Genomic DNA, 22,018 nt, shown 5'->3' with positions numbered 1-22,018 from the left:
GATCTGGCAACGATGTTACACCACCGATTCTCACCGGCGGCGGCGCGGTCGGCGGATATGGCTCCCGTCGTCTGGCGGCTGTTCGGCGAGCATGACGACAGTGAGGACAGGCAGCGCATCGTCATACTTGGCTGCGCCGACTCCCGCCACGGTTCGCGCGTCCTGGCGGCGCCACAGAGGAGAGCATTATGGGTATTGAAAGGATCCTGCTTCCCACCGCGCAATGCTTTTATCAGCAGTACATGTGCCGGCAGCGGCCAGTTGTCATCACCAACCTGTTCAGCGGGCAACCGCTCGGAGCCGTGCGCAGCAAGGCGGATGCCATCAGCGCTTTTGGCGCACTTTCCCTGCCGGTGGAAGACGTCTACGATGACGCCATTCGGATACGCGACGTCAGCGAACATCTCGACAGCCGTTTGCCGCTGCATTACAAATGCCGGGGCGACACTTTCTCTCCCGGCCTGGCGTGAGAAAACGGTTTCTTTGGCGCAGTATTTCACCCTGATTGAATCGCCGCATAATCGCCATATGCTCAGGGTGGCCTTCGCCACCTGCCCACAGCTGCAGCAGGCTTTTGCCCTGCCCGAGGTGTGCCGACCGGTCAAGGGCGAGGTGGTGCTGAACCAGAACTTCATCGGCGTGAAAGGCAGTTTTTCCGCCATCCATTTCGATAAGGACGGCCTGCAAGCTTTCTTATACGCCATCTTTGGCCGCAAGCGGTTCATTATATCTCCCCACGACGCACACGAAAAATTGCTGCCCTTCACCCAATTTAGCGGCTGTGCGCTGCAAAATTTCACCGACTACGACCGCCAGGTATTTTTGACCTGGACCGGTGGCGAGGAGGTAATCCTCCAGCCGGGCGAGGCGATTTACTTTCCACCGTTCGCCTGGCACTTCGCCGATTATCTCGACGATTGCTGGGCGCTGAATCTGCGTTTTCGCCGTAAAAACAGCATTACCGCCTTACTCAACTGCGCCTTCCCCGACGGCAATTGTCAGGCGTTGGGTCGACTTTTATTGTCCCCCGCGCTGACCCCGGAGAGGGAGCGGGACATCCTCACCGAGCTGGCCCGGCTTACACGTCGCCCTTTCCGCGACGGCAGGCTAAAAACCCGCTATATCCGCCGCCGCATCGCCGGGTTACTGCAAGACCGCGACGGCGGGCCGGGCCGCGAGGGCCTGGCCTGGAATTTCGAGGACCACATACCCTCGCCGATTGGGGAATATCTGGATTGGTCCGATGCACGCCGCCCACGCTTCCGTTAACGGCACCTTGACAAGTTAAAGAGAGACAAATGGAAAACTAGCCATCGACACTGCGCAGGATCCCCCTGCCCGATGCCCGCGAGTTTGAACACGACTATATGCACAGCGTCACCCCGGTCGTGATAACGGATCTGTTCCGGGACAATCGGATACGCAACATCAATACGCCGCAGCGGGTAAGCGCGCAATGGGGCGACGTCAGAATACCGGTGCAAAACGAGTACCTTAAGACTTATGAGGCTTTCACGCAGGGCAAAAGCAAGCTGGAATATAAGGACGCCTCGTTAGACGACATGACGACGATGACCCTCGACGAGTATTTTCGCTACATCCACGAGCAACCCGGCGAGAAGAAAATGTGTATCGAATTCGCCAATCCCCAGCCGATACGCGAAAGCTACATCATTCCAGAGCTGTGCTACCCGCGCCCCGGCGAAAGCAACACCCTGGTACAGCAATGTTTTGTGGGCAACCGGGGGAACGTGGCGAATATTCATTTCGACAAGGCGGGACACCATGGCCTGCTGTATCAGGTCTTCGGCCGCAAACGGTTTATCCTGTTCCCCCACGCCGCCGGGAAGAAATTGCTACCTTTGACCCAGACGTCCGGTTGGAAGCTGCAAAATTTTTCCGAGCAGGAACGCCGTGAGTTCTTACAGTTTACCGGTGGGTACGAAGTGATGTTGGCGGCGGTGGAAGCGTTCTATGTCCCGGCGTTGTACTGGCACTATGCGGACTATATCGAAGATAGCATGGCGGTGCGCCTGCGTTTCCGACGTCCAGATTATATTACTACCCTGCTCAACCACCTGTTTCCCGACCTTTACACCCAGGGCATCTTGTATAAACTGGCGGATCCGGCGCGGGCGCGGGGGGAATACGCGCCGGTTATGGACCGTATCATTCAGTGCGCCACGGCGCGCTATACCGACGGGCGCGAGAAGGTCGCGGCCGTGCGCGCACTGTGCAAGCAGATATATTTTGAACTCTATCCCGATGAGCCGCAGCAGCCGTACTCGCTGGATTTAGAGCGTTACTGCCAGCCGCCGCTGTCGCACTTTCTCGACGCCGATCATCCTGACCGGCCGGTATATCAATAATAACGCGAACGATTGGCGCTTCCGGCGGCGGTGCCGGGCGGGAGCGCGACCCTCATGATGCAAGGAGCGATGACGATGATGAAACCGGTTCAGGGCACACCGCTGCCCCCCGGCGACGCGGCGGGCTGTGAACGGATCGCCGGGCAATATGAGGCTTTCCCGTTTCCGCCCGTGTACAAGATCGAGCAAGAGGATCCGCAGCGCGATCTGCGTGAGAGCTTCAATCTCGATCTCGGGTTGGGATCTCATGCCGCGCTCACGCCCGGCAGCCGGATTTGGGTTCCCGGCTGCGGCACCCGCTGGGCGATAATGGTCGCCCTACAATTTCGCGATTGCGAGATTGTGGCAAGCGATCTCAGCGCCGCCAGCCTGGCTTTCCAACAGCGCCTGGCGGCCAGTTTGGCAATTGACAATATCATGTTTCGCCAGGAAGATTTAATGCAGGCGCCGTACCGCCACTGTTTCGATTTCATTAGCTGCGTAGGCGTGCTGCACCATCTTCCCCACCCCGACGACGGTTTGCGCGTGCTGGAACGCGCGCTGACGGCGAACGGGCTATTGGAACTAATGGTGTATGACCGCTTTAACCGCCATTACTCCATCAAAATGCGTGCAATACTGTCAATTCTGGATCCCACACAAAGCCTGGACAGCGAGCGCCGTTTCGCGCTGGCATTGAGGCTTCTGCGCGCGCTCAACGCCCGCGCCAAAACCCCAGCCGAACTGGCGCGAGTACTGAAATATGTCGAGCAGCGACCAGGGTTTGATCGCGAGCTGGCGGATTTTATCAGCAATCCCCGTGAGCACTATTATGACGTTCCTTCGCTGCTGACGGCACTTGACCGTACCGGTCTGCGTTTATGGCGCTGGAAACAGCCGGACGCATTCGATCCCGCCACTCTATTGGACAATCCCGCGCTACACCGGCAGATCCACCGTCTGGACAGCGGCAGCCGTGCGCATCTCGGCAGCTTACTGAGCGAGCCGTTATTGGAGCTTTACGCCTGTAAGGCTGGCAGCGAGCCGGGCGAGGATGCCGGCGTTGCCGCCGAGAAGTATCGGCAGCATCGGTTGCGCAGCCTGACGGGCACCATTCGTTACGAAATCGGCGAGGACGGCGGCATCAGCCAGCGCAGCGTTCGGCCAAAAGTGACGCTGCGCCACGATGACCTGTGGTTTGATGCCGGCGAACGGCGCCCGGCGGTGATGCATTACGGGCTGGCGGAGGATTGTATCACTGAGGAACCCCGGAAACGGCTGCGCCTGGCGGATAATGCACTCTCGAACGTCTTCAGCCATCATCAGCTCAGCCGGCTGATGGCCTGGAGCGAGACCGGCATCCTTCCCCAGGCGCTGGCGGAAAAATTCTTCACCGCCTATCCTGACGCCCGACTGTCGCCGCCGCAGTTTTATCAGGGTTTGCTCACCTTGTGCCGCACCCCGTTTCGTCTTTTTGCGTTGCAGTCACCGGCGTTACCGCAGAGTGTATCCCGTGACGCCGTGGAAAGAGGAAACCGACCGCCCGTCGCTTGATGTCGCCGCCGCCGCCCTGTGATCTCGTAATACGCATGCACTGAGTAGCGATATCAACCGGCACGGGCTATCGGGCTCCCGTTTTGCATGGCGTAAGCAATTTTAATCTATTTCTCGATTGTAACCGGGTGGCGTAGCTCGGTGACGCTATAGCGGCTGATTTCATCCGTGAGGGTAGGCAGCTACTGGCCCATCTCTGCAAAGGAGGAGATGAGCCTTTCGTCTACCGATTTATTTCCTTGTTTCCTCGGGGGCAAGACTTTCATTTACGACGACCGCTAACGCGCCTGTCTACACCTGTTGGAGTAACGTGTTTTCTTAGTAAGCACGTCTAGCTGTGCTTATAGCCAGAAGGCACACCAACCTACCGCTCTATTAAATAGCTTGATAATCAACATTCCAATTATGATATAATTTTCTGCCACTGTTGCTTCAGGCTTGCAAACTCCTTGAGATCGTGTCTTTCTTTTCTGGCAAAACACCATGCATCGTAAATACTTTTTATCATTTGAAACACCCCTACCCCATGAGCGACGTAACCGACAGATTTGACTGCGGTGGAACTAAAGACCCTACTAATCAGTTGCATAGCCGCGCCAACCACGTGTGAGACGCCCACTTTTACCATCAGATTTTTTAGATTTTTACTATAAAACAATTTCATATAATGCCACCTGGAGTTTGGTTTTGGCACAGATTGATAGGCTTTGTCGATCAGCTCACTCTGATCTTGCCCCGCCATCTCCGTACAGCTTTTGTATCTTAAGTTAACGAAGCCCGCTGCCGCCGGTATTCTCTCGGAGAGTGATATCCCAGCGCGCTGTGCGGATGGTTTTCATTGTAATGCGTGAAAGCTGCTGCAAGGTTTCGCAGGGCTGTTCTCGCATCCGGTTTTGGCATGAACTCGATATAGTCTTCCTTCATCGTCTTCACGAACCGTTCGGCCATGCCATTGCTCTGCGGGCTGCTCACCGCTGTTGTGCAGGGCTCCAGATCCAGTTCTCTGGCGAACCTCTGCGTTTCATGCGCGGTATACGCTGAACCGTTGTCCGTCAACCACTGCACCGCTGTATCGGGTAACCTGTCGCCGAAGCGCTTTTCTACCGACCTCAGCATCACATCCTGCACGGTCGAACTGTCGTAGCCTACAGTGCTCGCAGCCCAGTCTATGGCCTCTCTGTCGCAGCAGTCCAGTGCGAAGGTGACCCGCAGTTTTTCACCGTTGTCGCAGCCGAACTCGAAGCCATCTGAACACCAGCGCATATCGCTTTCTGCCACCGCGATCCTGCCCTTATGCTCACGCCTCGGCCGCTCTGGTTTTCAATGTAATAACAGCAGGTTATGCTCACACATGATCCTGTAAAGTCGTTTCGCATTTACCGGCGGCAGTCCCTCTGCGCGACGTTGTTTACGCAGGATGCCCCACACCCGCCGATAGCCGTAGCTGGGCATATCGCTGATGATGTCGAGGATGTCCGACAGTATTTCAGCGTCTGCTTCGTCATTACGCCGGTTACAGCGCCTGTCCTGCCAGTCGGCAGAACGCTTAATCCGCAGTGACAGCGGCGCACGCGACCCGCTCATGGCGCGGCTGACCTGTGCTATTCCCCGGCCTTTGGCAACAAGGGCGCGTGCGCTATCCATTTTCGTGACTGGCCGTACTCCACGGCTTCTTTTAGGATCTCAACCTCCATCGTCTTCTTACCCAGAAGGCGCTGGAGCTCCCGGACCTGCTTCAATGCAGCTGCAAGCTCAGAGGCAGGAACAACGTCCTCCCCGGCGGTGAGGCTGCCTTCCTGATATTGCTTTTTCCACTTAAACAGCAGGCTGGGCTGGATACCGTGCAGTCGTGCGAGATGGGAGACATTCATGCCGGGCTCCATCCTCTGCTGAATAATGGCCATTTTTTCCTGAGGAGTTTTACGTTTACGGACTTCTTGACCTAACGGGATCCCGGTCATATCAAAATTGGCGTTAGTGTTAGACATATATTCAAGCCTATCTCTTATCTGGAGATACAGCTACTGTCTGGTGTTTCAGGGGGCTAAATCAGGAGTATGTCCACACCTACAGCGAAATGCTGCGCACTGAGCCAGGTAGGCTGATGATTTTCAAGCGCGCGGATAATGATGCGGTTCGCCACTGGATGATCAGTTTGGGTAATGGCCGGTTCGCCTGCATGAATAATATGAAGATCGCAGCCCATCTTGGCGAGGGAAAACGGGTGTTGCTGGCGGAGCAATTAGGAGAGTTCAAAAATAATTTACTCTATCCGCGCGGGGCGAATTATGGCTTCGTGGTGGCAAAAAATACCCTCATGGCAACGGCACCGGCGCGTTCTCTGCTGCAGGTAGCAAAGGATTTGCTAAAACAATCAACGCCACCCCAGAGCGCTTGTGAGTATGTATTAAATATCTTGGTGCATGCCAACCGGCTGTCGCCGCAACAATCCGTCGCGTTGCAAGACGCCATGACTCAAATGGTCAAACCCTCGAACGGGGGATTTCTGTTGCAGAGTAAACTGGGCGATATTCTATCGGATGTTAAACCCATCATGCACACCATGGCGTTAAGGGATTTACCACCGGAAAAATTGGTGGTCCTGTACACGCCGAGTAAGCAATACCATATGTTATTGAGTTTAGGCGACAACCACTTTGCTGGCCTAAACAATCATTTGTTTAATCCTACGTTAAGTCCGGAGGATAATTTTATTAGCGCCAGACAATTGGGGATGTTTGATAATGGCGTGTTACGTCAAAAAGGGATTGCATATTGCGTGTTAAGTGGCGACGTAAATGTCGAAAAAACTCGCGTATCCGCTTTGCTCGGCCCTGATAGCCGCGTTGCCTTTTATGACAATGCCAACCTGCCGGGTGGTCGCGTACAGATGCTTTTGAAGGCCCACGGCGCGCCCGCCAGTATAAATCATTATGACGCTCTGGAATGCGCCTAGGTGGTATTGGGCATTAATGAATTATACAATCAAGGCAGGCCATTAAAGGAATTGGAACTTATTTCCTGCTACGGAGGTTATGGCGGCGCACATTCCTGCGCGCAAGTGCTGGCGAATCGCCTGCAAATACCGGTGAAAAGTTATCGCCGGGTGGTAGTTGATCACAAACTACAGCGGCAGGGAACCGCTTTGGAATTTTCGCCTCAGAGTACGCCGGGCATTAGACGTCTGCACGAAACCGAAGTTTGGCATTTGCGTTTGCATAATTTTCTCGAACGACTTTGTTTACAGTGGCACCAGCTTGTCAGCTCCCGCCGGCCGCGATCGGAGCCAACCGAACTGTCCTTTATTTTAATTGCATTGAGTTTGCTGCGGGTATTAAAAGGCCTGCTCGACGGTGACGCTTTTCTTGAGCGTTCCCCCGGCTTCACAACGCCTCAACTGATAAAAGAAGCCCTGGCGCCGCTCGGTGCGGGCGACACGCCGATCGGTGCGATGCTTTTGTTATTGCACGGCAAGCGCAAAATGCAATGCGCGCTGCAACAGTTTCTGGTGGAAAACGCCCGCGCCCGATTGCGCCATGTTGATGAGACGCAACATGTGCAGCCTGAGGCAGTTAACGCCCAGGAACATGAAACGGGTGCTGATAAAGATTATATAGCGCTTGGCCCAATAGTGGCGTGGAGCGATCTGCCGCCGATGAGCCAGATTTATGTCAATTTCAGCACCGGCGGTGGTAGACAGTGCCAGGAGCGCATTATCACTATCGACACACCGGATATCGACAAACGGCGGTGGCCACATAAACTAGCGCAAGCTTTTAATGAATTTTCCGCTTTGCCCCTCCAGGCCGGTCAACGGAATGGAGCCGGTGTAGTCACTGACGCCGAAAAAGAGGTTTTTATCTTTATCGATGCCAATGCGACTTATGATTTTACTCTGCAGTGGACGCTGATTAATGAAAAAGCGCCACCGCAAACCCACCCCTTCGACGCGTGGTTGCCGTTCCCGAGAACAGTTGATAAGAGCGGGAAGACGTTCCTCACCTATCTTGATTTTTCATCGTTGCGGCTGCAGGCGGATGCGCCGGCCATGTCGTTGCCGTTACGGCGAAACTTTCCATTGAAGGTGCCGCGGGTAGTTATCCAAATGATAGAAAACGGCAGCCGGATGATCATTATGCAGCGGCGATTACCGCGGGAATGCTATGACAGCAATGCTAAGCTGGCCCACTATATCGCCGGGGAAATCAACGACTATACCGCGTGCCTTAAATTCGGTGAAAAACAGGGCGGGGTCATATCGCCGGTCGCTTCTGTCGATGGAAATAGGGTGCATGTGGACCCGAATTACCTGCAACAGAGCCAATTAATGGCCAATGTGGTGCTGGCATAAGATTAATGGCGAATGTGGCGCTGGCGTAAAAGGTATATGCGGTTCGAGTTGGCTTGTCAAAATATCCTGCGCCGTTCCACGGTTGTGGACGGCGCATAAGGGGTGTACGGCCGCGGGTTTTATTGCGCCGCGGCGATTTCGCTTACCAGAAAGTCAACGATAGCGCTGAGTTCAATCATCCGCTTCTCACCGCTGCGCCGGTTTTTGTACTCGATTTCTTCCGTGTCCAGATCGCGATCGCCAATCACCAGCTGATGCGGTATGCCGATAAGCTCCATATCGGCAAACATGACGCCCGGACGCTCTTTGCGGTCATCTAGCAGGACGTCAATACCGCGCGCCTGCAACTGTTGATAAAGGCCTTCCGCCACCTCTTTGACCCGAACGGATTTACGCATATTCATCGGCATAATCGCGACATTAAATGGCGCCAGGGCTTCCGGCCACAGAATGCCCCGGTCGTCATGGTTTTGCTCAATAGCGGCCGCCACCACGCGGGTGATGCCGATACCATAACAGCCCATGGTCAGCGTTTGGTTACGACCGTCCTCGCCCTGCACCGTGGCTTTCATCGCCTCTGAGTATTTGGTGCCCAACTGGAAAATATGGCCCACTTCAATGCCGCGCTTGATTTGCAGTGTACCATTACCGTCCGGGCTGATATCGCCATCGACAACCTTGCGCAGGTCGGCTACCTGCGGCAGCGGCAAATCCCGTTCCCAGTTTATGCCGAAGAAGTGTTTACCCTCGGCATTGGCGCCGGCGGCGAAGTCGCTCATCACCGCCAAGCTGCGGTCAATGACCAGCGGCAGCGGCAGATTGACCGGTCCAAGCGAACCGGGGCCGGCGCCCACCGCGAGGCGGATTTCTTCTTCGCTGGCGAACGTTAGCGGGGCGGCAACCTGCGGCAGCTTCTCGGCCTTGACGTCGTTAAGCTGATGATCGCCGCGAACCATCAGCGCCACCAGCGGATGTCCGGCGTCTTCGCGCGCACGAACCAGCAGCGTCTTGACGGTTTTTTCCACCGGCAACGAAAATTGCGCCACCAGCTCGGCGATGGTGCGGGTGTCAGGGGTATCCACCAGCAGCATGTCTTCGCCCGGCGCGGCGCGCGCGGTGGCCGGAGCGACCGCTTCCGCCAGTTCAATATTGGCAGCGTAATCTGATGCCGTTGAGAACACAATATCGTCCTCACCGCTGCCGGCTAATACTTGAAACTCATGTGATGCGCTGCCGCCGATGGAGCCGGTATCAGCCTGCACCGCGCGGAATTCCAGGCCCATACGGGTAAAAATAGCGCTATACGCCTGGTACATGGCGTCATAGGTCGCCTGTAGCGAAGCCTGGCTGGTGTGGAAAGAATAAGCGTCTTTCATCACAAACTCCCGCGAGCGCATAACGCCGAAACGCGGGCGCACTTCGTCACGGAATTTGGTTTGGATCTGATAAAAGTTCAGCGGCAGTTGCTTATAGGAACTGACATCGTTACGGATAAGGTCGGTTATCACCTCTTCATGCGTCGGACCCAGCACGAACGGGCGCGCGCCGCGGTCGGTAAACCGCAGCAGCTCCGGCCCGTATTGTACCCAGCGTCCGCTTTCCTGCCACAAATCCGCCGGCTGCACCACCGGCATGGACACTTCTATCGCGCCGGCGTTGTCCATCTCCTCGCGCACGATATTTTCTACTTTACGCAACACGCGCAAACCGGTGGGCAGCCAGCTGTAAAGGCCGGACGCCAGCTTACGAATCATCCCGGCGCGCAGCATCAGCTGATAGCTGACCACTTCCGCGTCGGCGGGGATTTCCTTGAGGGTGGAGAGCAGATATTGGCTAGTACGCATGTTAGTTAAGTTCCACAAAAGCGGCTCAATGCCGTAGGCTGCCGGCAGGCAGCAAAAATACCGAAAGTGCTATAGTCTACCAGCGCCCGCCGACGGCCAAAAGGACCGACGGGAAATTTAACGCATTACCCGGGGGCGCTGCCGGCGTCGTCGGCCTCGGGACCGGGGTTTGGGCCGACGGCGCCCGTTCTGGCGTCGGAGGCAGCATCGATGGCGATCACTTCGGCCGTGGTCCCGCTCACGCGCCAGCGGACATTAAAATCCAGCAGCGCTGCGGCGTAATCCCGCGCCGGCATTGCGCGACGGTGATAAGCGGGGCGGGGATCTTGCGCCAGCACATCGCCAATGAACGCCCGCAGCCGCGTCCAGGCGTGGCGCTGCGCGCGCAATTGCAGTTCCGCCTGTGACGAGAAAATGACCTGCAAGGTGTCGGCAGGGGCCTCCTGGGCAAAGCCCGCGCGGGCTTCGGGCAGGCTTTCTGCATAGGGCAGATAGGGTTTAATATCCACCACCGGCGTGCCATCCACCAGCTCCAGACTGCCGAGACGTAAAATGACGTCGGCGCCCCGCAGCGTAACGCCTTCCAGCGCCACCAGCGACATCCAGATAGGATTGGGGCGAAAAGGCGAGCGGGTAGCAAAAACCCCCAGCCGGCTATTGCCGCCAAGCCGCGGGGGCCTGACCGTCGGTCGCCAGCCGCCCGCTGAGGTTTGATGAAAAACAAACAGTAGCCAAATATGGCTGAAATCCGTCAGGCCGCGCACCGCTTCCGCTTGATTATAGGGCGGCAATAGCTGCAACTCGCCGGTGCCGTCTGCTACCAGCCCCGGCTGGCGCGGCACGGCGAATTTTTCTTTATACGGCGAGCGAATGACGCCTATCTGCTGAAAGCCAAAAGCCGGGGTCATTGCGACACGCTGAGCGCGGTCCCCTGGCAGATAACCTGCTGATAGCAGCCGGCGACGGCGCTCACGATCTGGCACTGATGCAGCAAGACGCCATTTCCTTTCATCGCGGCGGCGGATCTTGCAGGTTGACTTTGCAAGTAGAGCCATAGACTTCGCCCAGATCGCGGAACGGTTTGCCCACCAGCTCTTCGGGATTTTTATAGAGCTTAGCCGGCAGCGGCGCGCTGCGCGGGGTGGTTTTATGCACGGCGCTGGTGGTGTCTTTAAACGGGTTTTTGGGGCCGCTTTGGGGAGCGGAAGGTGCGTGGTGTAGCCCGGAGCATCCCGTCAGCGAGAGAAGGAACAGCGAAACAGGTAATGCGCGCATCATTTTTCCTCTGATTATTGTTATAACGGCTGCTATTGAAGCAATCTACAGCAGAAATAACAAGACGGGCCGTAGCCCGTCTGATTAAAACACCGCGAAAAACTGTTATTAACAATTACCAGCCTTTGACTGCGCCGCCGTTAAAAATTTTGTTGGCAGCTTCGTTTACTTCATCGTACTGATAGGCCTGTACGAATTTCTTCACGTTTTCGGCATTTTTGTTATCTTCGCGCGCCACGATCAGATTGACATAAGGTGAGTCTTTATCCTCGACGAACAGACCGTCTTTGGTCGGCGTCAGGCCAATCTGGCTGGCGTAGGTGGTATTGATAATCGCCAGGGCGATCTGCTGATCGTCCAGCGAGCGCGGCAACTGCGGGGCTTCAAGCTCCACTAGCTTCATGTTTTTCGGATTGTCGGTGACATCCAACACGGTCGGCAGCAGCCCCACCCCCGGCTTGAGGCCAATCAGCCCGATTTTCTGCAACAGCAGCAGCGAACGGCCCAAATTGGTCGGATCGTTGGGCAGCGCGATTTGGGCGCCGGGCTTGAGTTCGTCCAGCGATTTGATTTGTTTAGAGTAGACGGCGATGGGATAAACAAAGGTATTGCCTACGGCCGCGAGTTTATAGCAGCGGTCCTTGATTTGCTGGTCCAGGTACGGTTTATGCTGGAAAGCGTTTACATCGATATCGCCCTTGCTCAGCGCTTCATTCGGCAAGACGTAATCATTGAAGGTCACCAACTCCACATCCAGGTTGTATTTCTCTTTGGCTACTTTCTGCGCCGCTTCGGCGACCTGTTGTTCCGCGCCGTTGATCACACCGACTTTAATATGGTTCGGATCTTTTTCATCCTGTCCGCAGCCGGCCAGCGCCATCGCGCTTATCAGTGCCGCCACCTTTGCCAGAGTTTTAATATTGAAAGACATATCCCTTTCCTCACGTGAGATGTAATGTCATTGCGCCGTTACGTTGACGCAGGGACGGGTCGCATTATTTATGGGTAACGGCGGTGACGAGACGATCACCGCCGAGTTGTATTAAATAGACCAGAACCACCAACAATACTAATACGGTATTCATCACGGTGGCATTATAACCAATATAACCGTACTGAATGCCGATTTGCCCCAACCCACCGGCTCCCACGGCTCCCCCCATGGCGGAATACCCCACCAACGTAATAAGCGTGATGGTCGCGGCATTAATCAGTCCCGGCAGCACTTCCGGCAGCAGCACCTTGCGAATAATCTGGAGTGGCGTAGCGCCCATGGCGCGGGATGCTTCTACCAGACAGAAGGGGATTTCCAGCAGCGCGTTTTCGACCATACGGGCAATAAAAGGGGCGGCGCCTATCGTCAATGGTACAATGGCGGCCTTCAAACCGATTGAGGTCCCCACGATGATACGGGTGAAAGGAACCATCCAAACCAGCAGAATAATGAATGGAACTGAGCGGAATACGTTCACCAGCGCCGATGCCAGCCGGTACAGTTTGGCGTTATCGACAATCTGGCCGGGGCGGCTGACGTAAAGCAGCACGCCGATGGGCAAGCCGATGACGAAACCAAAAAAGCCCGAGACAAAGGTCATCATCAGGGTTTCCCAAACTCCCCGGCCCAATAGGGCAATCATTCCGTCAGACATAACCCAATACCTCTACTTTCACCTGATGCTGCTGCAGATAAGCGATGGCGGCGGCGGCGTCAGCTTCATCCCCGTCCATTTCCGTTAACATGATGCCGAATTTCACACCCCCAGCGTAATCCATCTGGGCGCTGATGATGTTGTTATTGACGTTAAAACGGCGCGCGGTTTCCGACAACAGCGGCGAATCCACCGACAAACCGGTAAACTCCAACTGCAAAATGGGAATGCGGCCGGGCGCGCGTTGGTGATGCATGCGCTGCTGATAGTCCTGCGGAATGTCCAAATGCAGCGTGGAACGGATAAAGGCCTGGGCCAGCGGTGTTTTCGGATGGGAAAACATTTCGCTTACCGTATCCTGCTCGATAAGCTCTCCCTGGCTAATCACCGCGACCTGATCGCAAATGCGTTTCACGACATCCATTTCATGAGTAATTAACAGTATGGTCAGGCCCAGACGCTGGTTGATGTCTTTCAATAACGCCAGAATCGAGTGGGTGGTAGCAGGATCCAGTGCGCTGGTGGCTTCATCGCACAGCAGCACTTTGGGATTACTGGCCAACGCACGCGCGATGGCGACCCGCTGCTTCTGGCCGCCCGAAAGATTTGCCGGGTAGCTATTTGCTTTATCCTCCATCCACACCAGCGCCAGCAGTTCGGTGACCCGGCGGGCGATAGCGCTTTTAGGCAGATTATCCAATTCCAGCGGCCGCGCGACATTACCGGCCACCGTACGCGAGGAGAGTAAGTTAAAATGCTGGAAGATCATGCCAATCTGACGGCGGGCGTCGATCAATTTCCGCTCGGGCAGATTTGTCAAATCGGTATCATTTACCACCACCGTCCCAGAGGTGGGGCGTTCCAGCAAATTAACACAGCGTATCAACGTGCTTTTCCCTGCGCCGGACGCCCCGATGACGCCGTAAATCTGCCCGGTTGGCACGTGAAGGCTGACATCTGACAGCGCGGTAATCGTCTGCACGCCCAGCGTGAATTGCTTAGTGATGTGAGAAAGTGTGATCATATTTATTTTTATATAGGGACCGTGTCGCGAACGTAAAAGGTGCAAACCCATGCCAACCGGCATCGAAGTGCGTGGATGTTAAGGCGTCTAGACGGCTAAGTCAACTGTGTTACGTTCCATTTTATGGGTTTCTCTTCCCATGTCAAAACATGCGATACTTGAGGCTTACCCGTAATCAGGAGCCTTGCAGTGGCACAGTCTGTTTCCACTATTTTTTTAGACCGTGACGGCACAATCAATGCCGATAACGGCTATGTCCATGAGATTGACGATTTTCAGTTCATCGATGGTGTGATCGAAGCCATGCAGGAATTGAAAAAGATGGGGTTTGCCCTGGTGGTGGTCACCAATCAATCCGGACTGGCCCGCGGCCTCTTCAACGAAGATCAATTTATGCGTCTGACGGAATGGATGGACTGGTCACTGGCGGATCGCGACGTTGATTTGGACGGTATCTACTTTTGCCACCATCATCCGCAGGCGGTGGTTGAGGCACTACGCCAGGAATGCGATTGTCGCAAACCAAAACCCGGAATGCTGCTGGACGCGCAGCGCCATCTGCATATCGACATGGCTTCTTCCTATATGGTAGGCGACAAGTTGGACGATATGCTGGCGGCTCAGGCGTCGGGAGTCGGCATGCGGGTACTGGTGCGCAGCGGCAAAGCGGTAACGGAGCAGGCCAGCGCGGCGGCGGATTGTGTCCTTGATAGCCTGGCTGCATTACCGGCCGCGATCAAACAGCGTCAGGCGGGCGCGTAACGGATATTTAGTGAACGTTTGAAGAAAAAGTAAGGATATTTCCTTGCCATTTCAGAACGGCTCCCTATAATGCGCCTCCATCGACCGGTCATGTGAACATCATCACGGTGGCCGGGAGGGTTCAGAAACAGGCGAAACGGCTTGACTCTGAATGAGGAAGGCGTAATATACGCCGCCCGCGCCGGTCGAGAAAACAGCCTCCCGGCACTGCTCTTTAACAATTTATCAGACAATCTGTGTGGGCACTCACAAGACGATATCGATACACGAAATATCGAGTCTTGAAGAGTGAACAACGAATATTCTTATGAATACCGGTTTTAATTCTTTGAGCATCAAGCTTTTAATTGAAGAGTTTGATCATGGCTCAGATTGAACGCTGGCGGCAGGCCTAACACATGCAAGTCGAGCGGCAGCGGGAAGAAGCTTGCTTCTTTGCCGGCGAGCGGCGGACGGGTGAGTAATGTCTGGGGATCTGCCCGATGGCGGGGGATAACTACTGGAAACGGTAGCTAATACCGCATAACGTCGCAAGACCAAAGTGGGGGACCTTCGGGCCTCACACCATCGGATGAACCCAGATGGGATTAGCTAGTAGGTGGGGTAATGGCTCACCTAGGCGACGATCCCTAGCTGGTCTGAGAGGATGACCAGCCACACTGGAACTGAGACACGGTCCAGACTCCTACGGGAGGCAGCAGTGGGGAATATTGCACAATGGGGGAAACCCTGATGCAGCCATGCCGCGTGTGTGAAGAAGGCCTTCGGGTTGTAAAGCACTTTCAGCGGGGAGGAAGGCGGTGGCGTTAATAGCGCTATCGATTGACGTTACCCGCAGAAGAAGCACCGGCTAACTCCGTGCCAGCAGCCGCGGTAATACGGAGGGTGCAAGCGTTAATCGGAATTACTGGGCGTAAAGCGTACGCAGGCGGTCTGTTAAGTCAGATGTGAAATCCCCGGGCTTAACCTGTGAACTGCATTTGAAACTGGCAGGCTAGAGTCTCGTAGAGGGGGGTAGAATTCCAGGTGTAGCGGTGAAATGCGTAGAGATCTGGAGGAATACCGGTGGCGAAGGCGGCCCCCTGGACGAAGACTGACGCTCAGGTACGAAAGCGTGGGGAGCAAACAGGATTAGATACCCTGGTAGTCTACGCTGTAAACGATGTCGATTTGAAGGTTGTGGCCTTGAGCCGTGGCTTTCGGAGCTAACGCGTTAAATCGACCGCCTGGGGAGTACGGCCGCAAGGTTAAAACTCAAATGAATTGACGGGGGCCCGCACAAGCGGTGGAGCATGTGGTTTAATTCGATGCAACGCGAAGAACCTTACCTACTCTTGACATCCAGAGAACTAAGCAGAGATGCTTTGGTGCCTTCGGGAACTCTGAGACAGGTGCTGCATGGCTGTCGTCAGCTCGTGTTGTGAAATGTTGGGTTAAGTCCCGCAACGAGCGCAACCCTTATCCTTTGTTGCCAGCGATTCGGTCGGGAACTCAAAGGAGACTGCCGGTGATAAACCGGAGGAAGGTGGGGATGACGTCAAGTCATCATGGCCCTTACGAGTAGGGCTACACACGTGCTACAATGGCGCATACAAAGAGAAGCGATCTCGCGAGAGTCAGCGGACCTCATAAAGTGCGTCGTAGTCCGGATTGGAGTCTGCAACTCGACTCCATGAAGTCGGAATCGCTAGTAATCGTGGATCAGAATGCCACGGTGAATACGTTCCCGGGCCTTGTACACACCGCCCGTCACACCATGGGAGTGGGTTGCAAAAGAAGTAGGTAGCTTAACCTTCGGGAGGGCGCTTACCACTTTGTGATTCATGACTGGGGTGAAGTCGTAACAAGGTAACAGTAGGGGAACCTGCGGTTGGATCACCTCCTTATCAAAACGATACGTTAAGTGACGTGTCCACACAGATTGTCTGATAACTGTCACGAGCAAAGCAGCCCGTCGGCGGCTTTTTCCTGTTCGCCTGGCGAACGGGGGTAAAGCTATCGGCGGCTGGGCGACGACGTTAACGGCGCTTTTGCGGTCAGGGTTACCTGACTTAAAGCGGTCTCTGCCGCGTAAAAGTCATGCGATACGTTGCCCGCGTTTTCGTGTCCCCTTCGTCTAGTGGCCTAGGACACTGCCCTTTCACGGCGGTAACAGGGGTTCGAACCCCCTAGGGGACGCCACTTTGCTTTTTATTTCAGAGCGCGTTTATCAAGCGAGCTGCGAAATACCGCTCTTTAACAATCCGGAACAAGCTGAAAATTTGAAACACATGCTGAAGTGCAAACTCAGTATGCGAGTCTCTCAAACGAAGTAAGCAAACCTGAGATAACGCGTAAGCGTTATCACTGTAGCGCGACAGGCACTGTTGTCTCCGCGCGGTCTTCGCAGACTACGCCGGGTCTCGCCTGTATGGCGATACTCGAGCGAGACGGCGCGAACGGCTGAAAGCCCAGGCGCACGGCACGCAGGCACCGCGGTGGACTGTATGTCCATGAGGATGCCGAGTACCGCGCAACGCCGGATTTCGGTCGTGCAGCCTGTCGGACAAGGTGCAGACAGCTCAGGGTTGTGAGGTTAAGTGACTAAGCGTACACGGTGGATGCCTAGGCAGTCAGAGGCGATGAAGGACGTGCTAATCTGCGAAAAGCGCCGGTGAGCTGATATGAAGCGTTATCAGCCGGCGATGTCCGAATGGGGAAACCCGGTGCAATTCGTTGCATCATCGTTAAGTGAATCCATAGCTTAACGAGGCGAACCAGGGGAACTGAAACATCTCAGTACCCTGAGGAAAAGAAATCAACCGAGATTCCCCCAGTAGCGGCGAGCGAACGGGGAACAGCCCAGAGCCATCATCAGCTTGCGCATCAGGAGAACGGTCTGGAAAGTCCGGCGACAGAGGGTGATAGCCCCGTATCCGAAGGTGCGCTTGTTGTGAGCTCGATGAGTAGGGCGGGACACGTGATATCCTGTCTGAAGATGGGGGGACCATCCTCCAAGGCTAAATACTCCTGACTGACCGATAGTGAACCAGTACCGTGAGGGAAAGGCGAAAAGAACCCCGGCGAGGGGAGTGAAATAGAACCTGAAACCGTGTACGTACAAGCAGTGGGAGCATCCTTTGGGGTGTGACTGCGTACCTTTTGTATAATGGGTCAGCGACTTATATTCTGTAGCAAGGTTAACCGTATAGGGGAGCCGCAGGGAAACCGAGTCTTAACTGGGCGTCTAGTTGCAGGGTATAGACCCGAAACCCGGTGATCTAGCCATGGGCAGGTTGAAGGTTGGGTAACACTAACTGGAGGACCGAACCGACTAATGTTGAAAAATTAGCGGATGACTTGTGGCTGGGGGTGAAAGGCCAATCAAACCGGGAGATAGCTGGTTCTCCCCGAAAGCTATTTAGGTAGCGCCTCGTGAAGTCATCTACGGGGGTAGAGCACTGTTTCGGCTAGGGGTCCATCCCGGATTACCAACCCGATGCAAACTGCAAATACCGTAGAATGTTATCACGGGAGACACACGGCGGGTGCTAACGTCCGTCGTGAAGAGGGAAACAACCCAGACCGCCAGCTAAGGTCCCAAATTCATGGTTAAGTGGGAAACGATGTGGGAAGGCCCAGACAGCCAGGATGTTGGCTTAGAAGCAGCCATCATTTAAAGAAAGCGTAATAGCTCACTGGTCGAGTCGGCCTGCGCGGAAGATGTAACGGGGCTAAACCATGCACCGAAGCTGCGGCAGCGGACGTATCACTTAAAACGCTTCACGCGACGGCGAGCCGGCGCGTGCAAGCCACATTCCCGTTGAGTCGGCGACAGCCGGACACGGGCCAGGCGTTTTAAGGATACGTCCGTTGGGTAGGGGAGCGTTCTGTAAGCCTGCGAAGGTGGCCTGTGATGGCTGCTGGAGGTATCAGAAGTGCGAATGCTGACATAAGTAACGATAAAGCGGGTGAAAAGCCCGCTCGCCGGAAGACCAAGGGTTCCTGTTCAACGTTAATCGGAGCAGGGTGAGTCGACCCCTAAGGCAAGGCCGAAAGGCGTAGTCGATGGGAAACAGGTTAATATTCCTGTACTGGGTGTGACTGCGAAGGGGGGACGGAGAAAGCTAGGTTCGCCGGGCGACGGTTGTCCCGGTTCAAGCGTGCAGGTGGAAAGAGCAGGCAAATCCGCTCTTTCATAACACTGAGGCGTAATGACGAGCCACCACGGTGGTGAAGGAATTGATGCTACGCTTCCAGGAAAAGCCTCTAAGCTCCAGGTCACATCGAATCGTACCCCAAACCGACACAGGTGGTCAGGTAGAGAATACCCAGGCGCTTGAGAGAACTCGGGTGAAGGAACTAGGCAAAATGGTGCCGTAACTTCGGGAGAAGGCACGCTGTCACGTAGGTGGAGGCCTTGCGCCCCGAGCTGAAGCCAGTCGCAGATACCAGCTGGCTGCAACTGTTTATTAAAAACACAGCACTGTGCAAACACGAAAGTGGACGTATACGGTGTGACGCCTGCCCGGTGCCGGAAGGTTAATTGATGGGGTTATCCGTAAGGAGAAGCTCTTGATCGAAGCCCCGGTAAACGGCGGCCGTAACTATAACGGTCCTAAGGTAGCGAAATTCCTTGTCGGGTAAGTTCCGACCTGCACGAATGGCGTAATGATGGCCAGGCTGTCTCCACCCGAGACTCAGTGAAATTGAACTCGCCGTGAAGATGCGGTGTACCCGCGGCAAGACGGAAAGACCCCGTGAACCTTTACTATAGCTTGACACTGAACATTGAGCCTTGATGTGTAGGATAGGTGGGAGGCTTTGAAGTGTGGACGCCAGTCTGCATGGAGCCAACCTTGAAATACCACCCTTTAATGTTTGATGTTCTCACTCAGGCCCGTTATCCGGGCCGAGGACAGTGTCTGGTGGGTAGTTTGACTGGGGCGGTCTCCTCCCAAAGTGTAACGGAGGAGCACGAAGGTTAGCTAATCACGGTCGGACATCGTGAGGTTAGTGCAAAGGCATAAGCTAGCTTGACTGCGAGAGTGACGGCTCGAGCAGGTGCGAAAGCAGGTCTTAGTGATCCGGTGGTTCTGCATGGAAGGGCCATCGCTCAACGGATAAAAGGTACTCCGGGGATAACAGGCTGATACCGCCCAAGAGTTCATATCGACGGCGGTGTTTGGCACCTCGATGTCGGCTCATCACATCCTGGGGCTGAAGTAGGTCCCAAGGGTATGGCTGTTCGCCATTTAAAGTGGTACGCGAGCTGGGTTTAGAACGTCGTGAGACAGTTCGGTCCCTATCTGCCGTGGGCGCTGGAAGATTGAGAGGGGCTGCTCCTAGTACGAGAGGACCGGAGTGGACGCACCACTGGTGTTCGGGTTGTCATGCCAATGGCATTGCCCGGTAGCTACGTGCGGAAAAGATAACCGCTGAAAGCATCTAAGTGGGAAACTTGCCTCGAGATGAGTCTTCCCTGAGGCCTTGAGCCTCCTGAAGGGACGTTGAAGACGATGACGTTGATAGGTCGGGTGTGTAAGCGCTGCGAGACGTTGAGCTAACCGATACTAATGACCCGTGAGACTTAACCTTACAACACCTGAGCTGTTTGAGAGCGTGTGCGAGACGAGAGCGAAAGCGAACGTTGACGTCAAAAACGCAAGAGACGAGACGATATCAGCGATGTTCCGGATAATGCCCGACGGTCACGCAAGTGATGGTCGGGCGGCAAGAGCAGTCTGTGCGGCGGGAGCGGCACGGAGAGAGAATTTGCCTGGCGGCACTAGCGCGGTGGTCCCACCTGACCCCATGCAGAACTCAGAAGTGAAACGCCGTAGCGCCGATGGTAGTGTGGGGTCTCCCCATGCGAGAGTAGGGAGCTGCCAGGCATCCAATACGTCGCACCGGGTCAGCACGGGGTGACAAGCAGGTTCAACGAGCCCTCTGCGTCAGCAGGGGGCTTTTTGTTTTTGTGGGCCACGGCGGGCCGCTTCCGGCGACGCAATAGACAACTTTCCCCCGATAAAGGCGCGTTTACGTCCGTGTCAGGCACACCCGTCCTGCTATTGTTTTTGCCTGTAACGGGTGCTGCCGCGCGCATTAAGTCACTCGCTTATGCCGGCGGCGTGACAAATCTTCCCCTACCCAGATGGCGTAATTGATAGGCTATAGCGGAATTTGATGGTTGTCGGATAATGCGTGCGGTCTAATACGTTTTACTTAACGGAGCGACGTTGCGCGACCACGGTGTAATGTCATTTATCGCCAGGAGGTATCAGGGCAGTGTTTAGCCGCGCTTAACATAATCCGAAATTCGACAATCATATAAAGGAGAGTTGCATGTTTATTGGCTCTAAGACGGGTAGTTACATTATAAAACCGGAACAGACGGATAATAGCAGCGCGAAAACGTTCGCTAAAAGTGGCTTGAGCCGTCAGGTTTTGCATTGCATCATGACAATTGAGAATAGTGCGAAAACCTTTAGCGCGGCGGTTACCAATCGCTGCATTGGCGGGATGATAAGCGCATATAACTTTTTGTCCGCTGTTGAAAACAAGTTAGCCGGCGCTGTTAAAACCGCCGATAATGCTAATTCAACGCCTATGACCATACATAATGCCGCCATCAGGCAGAAAAACCCTTTGACGGCTGAGGATATCGTCGCGGTAAAAGAGAAAATTCAAGCCACCGTTAATGATTTTCGCACGGATAAAAGGGGCTTTGAGCAATTAGTTGAAGCAACCATGGCGTCTGCATACAGCGAAGCTTCCGATGCCATGACGGCGTATTGCCAGCGAATCGGTCAGCCCGTGCCAAAGGGGTATGTGCATGAAATAGGTATGGCCTCAATGGAGAATGGATTAAAGTGCGCTGATAAACATGCGGGAAAAAATGAAGAAGCCAAGAAGAGCGGAAAAGAGGTGTATGAGCAAGATAAGCTCTATATTCCTAATGGCGCAGGCATTCATCCGTTAGTCAGCGTATTCAAAACTGAACTCTTCTCCCGAAATGTTAAATTATCTACGGATTTTGATTTGATAAAAGAAGCCAATGACGAGATATTTGCGACATTTGATAAGCTGGCCGAGCAGGGCCACAGCCAAAGCCCGCAGCCGTTTAGGGAGCAGTTGGCCCAGATAAATAAATCTTGGGAAAAATTGCTCGTTTCTACAGAGTCAGACAGTTAAGCGACGTCGTAACGTTGCCCAACGTTTAGCGATAATTT

General features: G+C 54.8%; 13 protein-coding genes, 1 tRNA gene, 3 rRNA genes and 3 pseudogenes. 12 read left to right on the top strand and 8 right to left on the bottom strand.

Translation table 11 applies throughout. The annotated features are described in order from the left end of the window. Positions 1 to 188 precede the first annotated feature (188 nt). From JZM24_RS07890 to JZM24_RS07875, 4 genes are all read left to right on the top strand, one after another. The gene (locus JZM24_RS07890) at positions 189 to 470 is read left to right on the top strand and encodes a hypothetical protein (protein WP_215669248.1); all 282 of its coding nucleotides are present in this window, start codon (positions 189 to 191) and stop codon (positions 468 to 470) included. A 13-nt stretch (positions 471 to 483) separates the two neighbouring features. Then, positions 484 to 1,269: a cupin-like domain-containing protein gene (locus JZM24_RS07885; RefSeq protein ID WP_215669247.1), complete on the top strand. Its 786-nt coding sequence runs from the start codon at positions 484 to 486 to the stop codon at positions 1,267 to 1,269. Positions 1,270 to 1,319: 50 nt separating this feature from the next. Beyond that, on the top strand, positions 1,320 to 2,369 hold the full coding sequence (locus JZM24_RS07880; RefSeq protein ID WP_376775542.1) for a cupin-like domain-containing protein: 1,050 nt from the start codon (positions 1,320 to 1,322) through the stop codon (positions 2,367 to 2,369). Positions 2,370 to 2,444: 75 nt separating this feature from the next. Beyond that, entirely contained in the window at positions 2,445 to 3,902 is a 1,458-nt protein-coding gene (locus JZM24_RS07875; protein WP_215669245.1) for a class I SAM-dependent methyltransferase, read from the top strand. Between the two features lie 403 nt (positions 3,903 to 4,305). Here the strand turns inward: JZM24_RS07875 and JZM24_RS07870 are convergent, their stop codons facing one another. Further along, positions 4,306 to 4,644, bottom strand: coding sequence for a hypothetical protein (locus JZM24_RS07870; protein WP_215669244.1), 339 nt, complete (start codon positions 4,642 to 4,644; stop codon positions 4,306 to 4,308). Between the two features lie 20 nt (positions 4,645 to 4,664). Next, positions 4,665 to 5,863 (bottom strand): annotated as a pseudogene (locus JZM24_RS07865) (IS3 family transposase). A gap of 143 nt (positions 5,864 to 6,006) precedes the next feature. Between JZM24_RS07865 and JZM24_RS07860 the strand changes: the two are divergent. Both JZM24_RS07860 and JZM24_RS07855 read left to right on the top strand, forming a co-directional pair. Next, positions 6,007 to 6,858, top strand: coding sequence for a hypothetical protein (locus tag JZM24_RS07860; protein WP_215669243.1), 852 nt, complete (start codon positions 6,007 to 6,009; stop codon positions 6,856 to 6,858). After that, on the top strand, positions 6,859 to 8,253 hold the full coding sequence (locus tag JZM24_RS07855; protein ID WP_512699062.1) for a hypothetical protein: 1,395 nt from the start codon (positions 6,859 to 6,861) through the stop codon (positions 8,251 to 8,253). It begins immediately after the preceding gene. Between the two features lie 119 nt (positions 8,254 to 8,372). On the opposite strand, the gene proS is transcribed toward JZM24_RS07855, so the two are convergent. The 6 genes and pseudogenes from proS to metN form a co-directional block, all read right to left on the bottom strand. After that, a complete protein-coding gene (gene proS / locus JZM24_RS07850) occupies positions 8,373 to 10,097 on the bottom strand; it encodes a proline--tRNA ligase (RefSeq protein ID WP_215669241.1) in 1,725 nt (574 codons plus the stop codon). Positions 10,098 to 10,303: 206 nt separating this feature from the next. Beyond that, a pseudogene (tsaA, locus tag JZM24_RS07845) lies at positions 10,304 to 11,005 on the bottom strand (tRNA (N6-threonylcarbamoyladenosine(37)-N6)-methyltransferase TrmO); the annotation flags it as partial. After that, a pseudogene (gene rcsF / locus JZM24_RS07840) lies at positions 11,002 to 11,372 on the bottom strand (envelope stress sensor lipoprotein RcsF). The pseudogenes rcsF and tsaA, both read right to left, overlap by 4 nt. A gap of 115 nt (positions 11,373 to 11,487) precedes the next feature. Further along, positions 11,488 to 12,303 carry a MetQ/NlpA family lipoprotein gene (locus JZM24_RS07835; protein ID WP_215669239.1) on the bottom strand — a complete coding sequence of 272 codons (816 nt, stop codon included), beginning with the start codon at positions 12,301 to 12,303 and terminating at the stop codon, positions 11,488 to 11,490. 64 nt (positions 12,304 to 12,367) lie between these two features. Continuing rightward, entirely contained in the window at positions 12,368 to 13,021 is a 654-nt protein-coding gene (locus tag JZM24_RS07830; protein ID WP_215669238.1) for a methionine ABC transporter permease MetI, read from the bottom strand. Next, on the bottom strand, positions 13,014 to 14,045 hold the full coding sequence (gene metN, locus JZM24_RS07825; RefSeq protein ID WP_215669237.1) for a methionine ABC transporter ATP-binding protein MetN: 1,032 nt from the start codon (positions 14,043 to 14,045) through the stop codon (positions 13,014 to 13,016). The genes JZM24_RS07830 and metN overlap by 8 nt, the downstream gene beginning before the upstream one ends. Positions 14,046 to 14,234: 189 nt before the next feature. On the opposite strand from metN, the gene gmhB reads away from it, so the two are divergent. From gmhB to JZM24_RS07795, 6 genes are all read left to right on the top strand, one after another. After that, positions 14,235 to 14,807, top strand: coding sequence for a D-glycero-beta-D-manno-heptose 1,7-bisphosphate 7-phosphatase (gene gmhB, locus JZM24_RS07820; protein WP_215669236.1), 573 nt, complete (start codon positions 14,235 to 14,237; stop codon positions 14,805 to 14,807). 344 nt (positions 14,808 to 15,151) lie between these two features. Next, positions 15,152 to 16,693, top strand: a 16S ribosomal RNA gene (locus JZM24_RS07815). A gap of 219 nt (positions 16,694 to 16,912) precedes the next feature. Beyond that, positions 16,913 to 16,988: transfer RNA gene (locus JZM24_RS07810), tRNA-Glu, on the top strand. 392 nt (positions 16,989 to 17,380) lie between these two features. Continuing rightward, positions 17,381 to 20,384, top strand: a 23S ribosomal RNA gene (locus JZM24_RS07805). A gap of 180 nt (positions 20,385 to 20,564) precedes the next feature. Further along, positions 20,565 to 20,680, top strand: a 5S ribosomal RNA gene (gene rrf / locus JZM24_RS07800). Together the 16S, 23S and 5S rRNA genes with 1 tRNA gene alongside form the textbook arrangement of a ribosomal RNA operon. A 451-nt stretch (positions 20,681 to 21,131) precedes the next feature. After that, complete coding sequence (locus JZM24_RS07795; RefSeq protein WP_215669235.1) at positions 21,132 to 21,980, top strand: hypothetical protein; 849 nt, start codon at positions 21,132 to 21,134, stop codon at positions 21,978 to 21,980. Positions 21,981 to 22,018: the final 38 nt, after the last annotated feature.

It is taken from the genome of Candidatus Sodalis endolongispinus (assembly GCF_018777395.1).
In the GTDB taxonomy this organism is placed as follows: Bacteria; Pseudomonadota; Gammaproteobacteria; order Enterobacterales; family Enterobacteriaceae; genus Sodalis_B; species Sodalis_B endolongispinus.
Note: the sequence above shows the minus strand (reverse complement) of the source record. Positions and strands in the feature narration are given on the sequence as shown.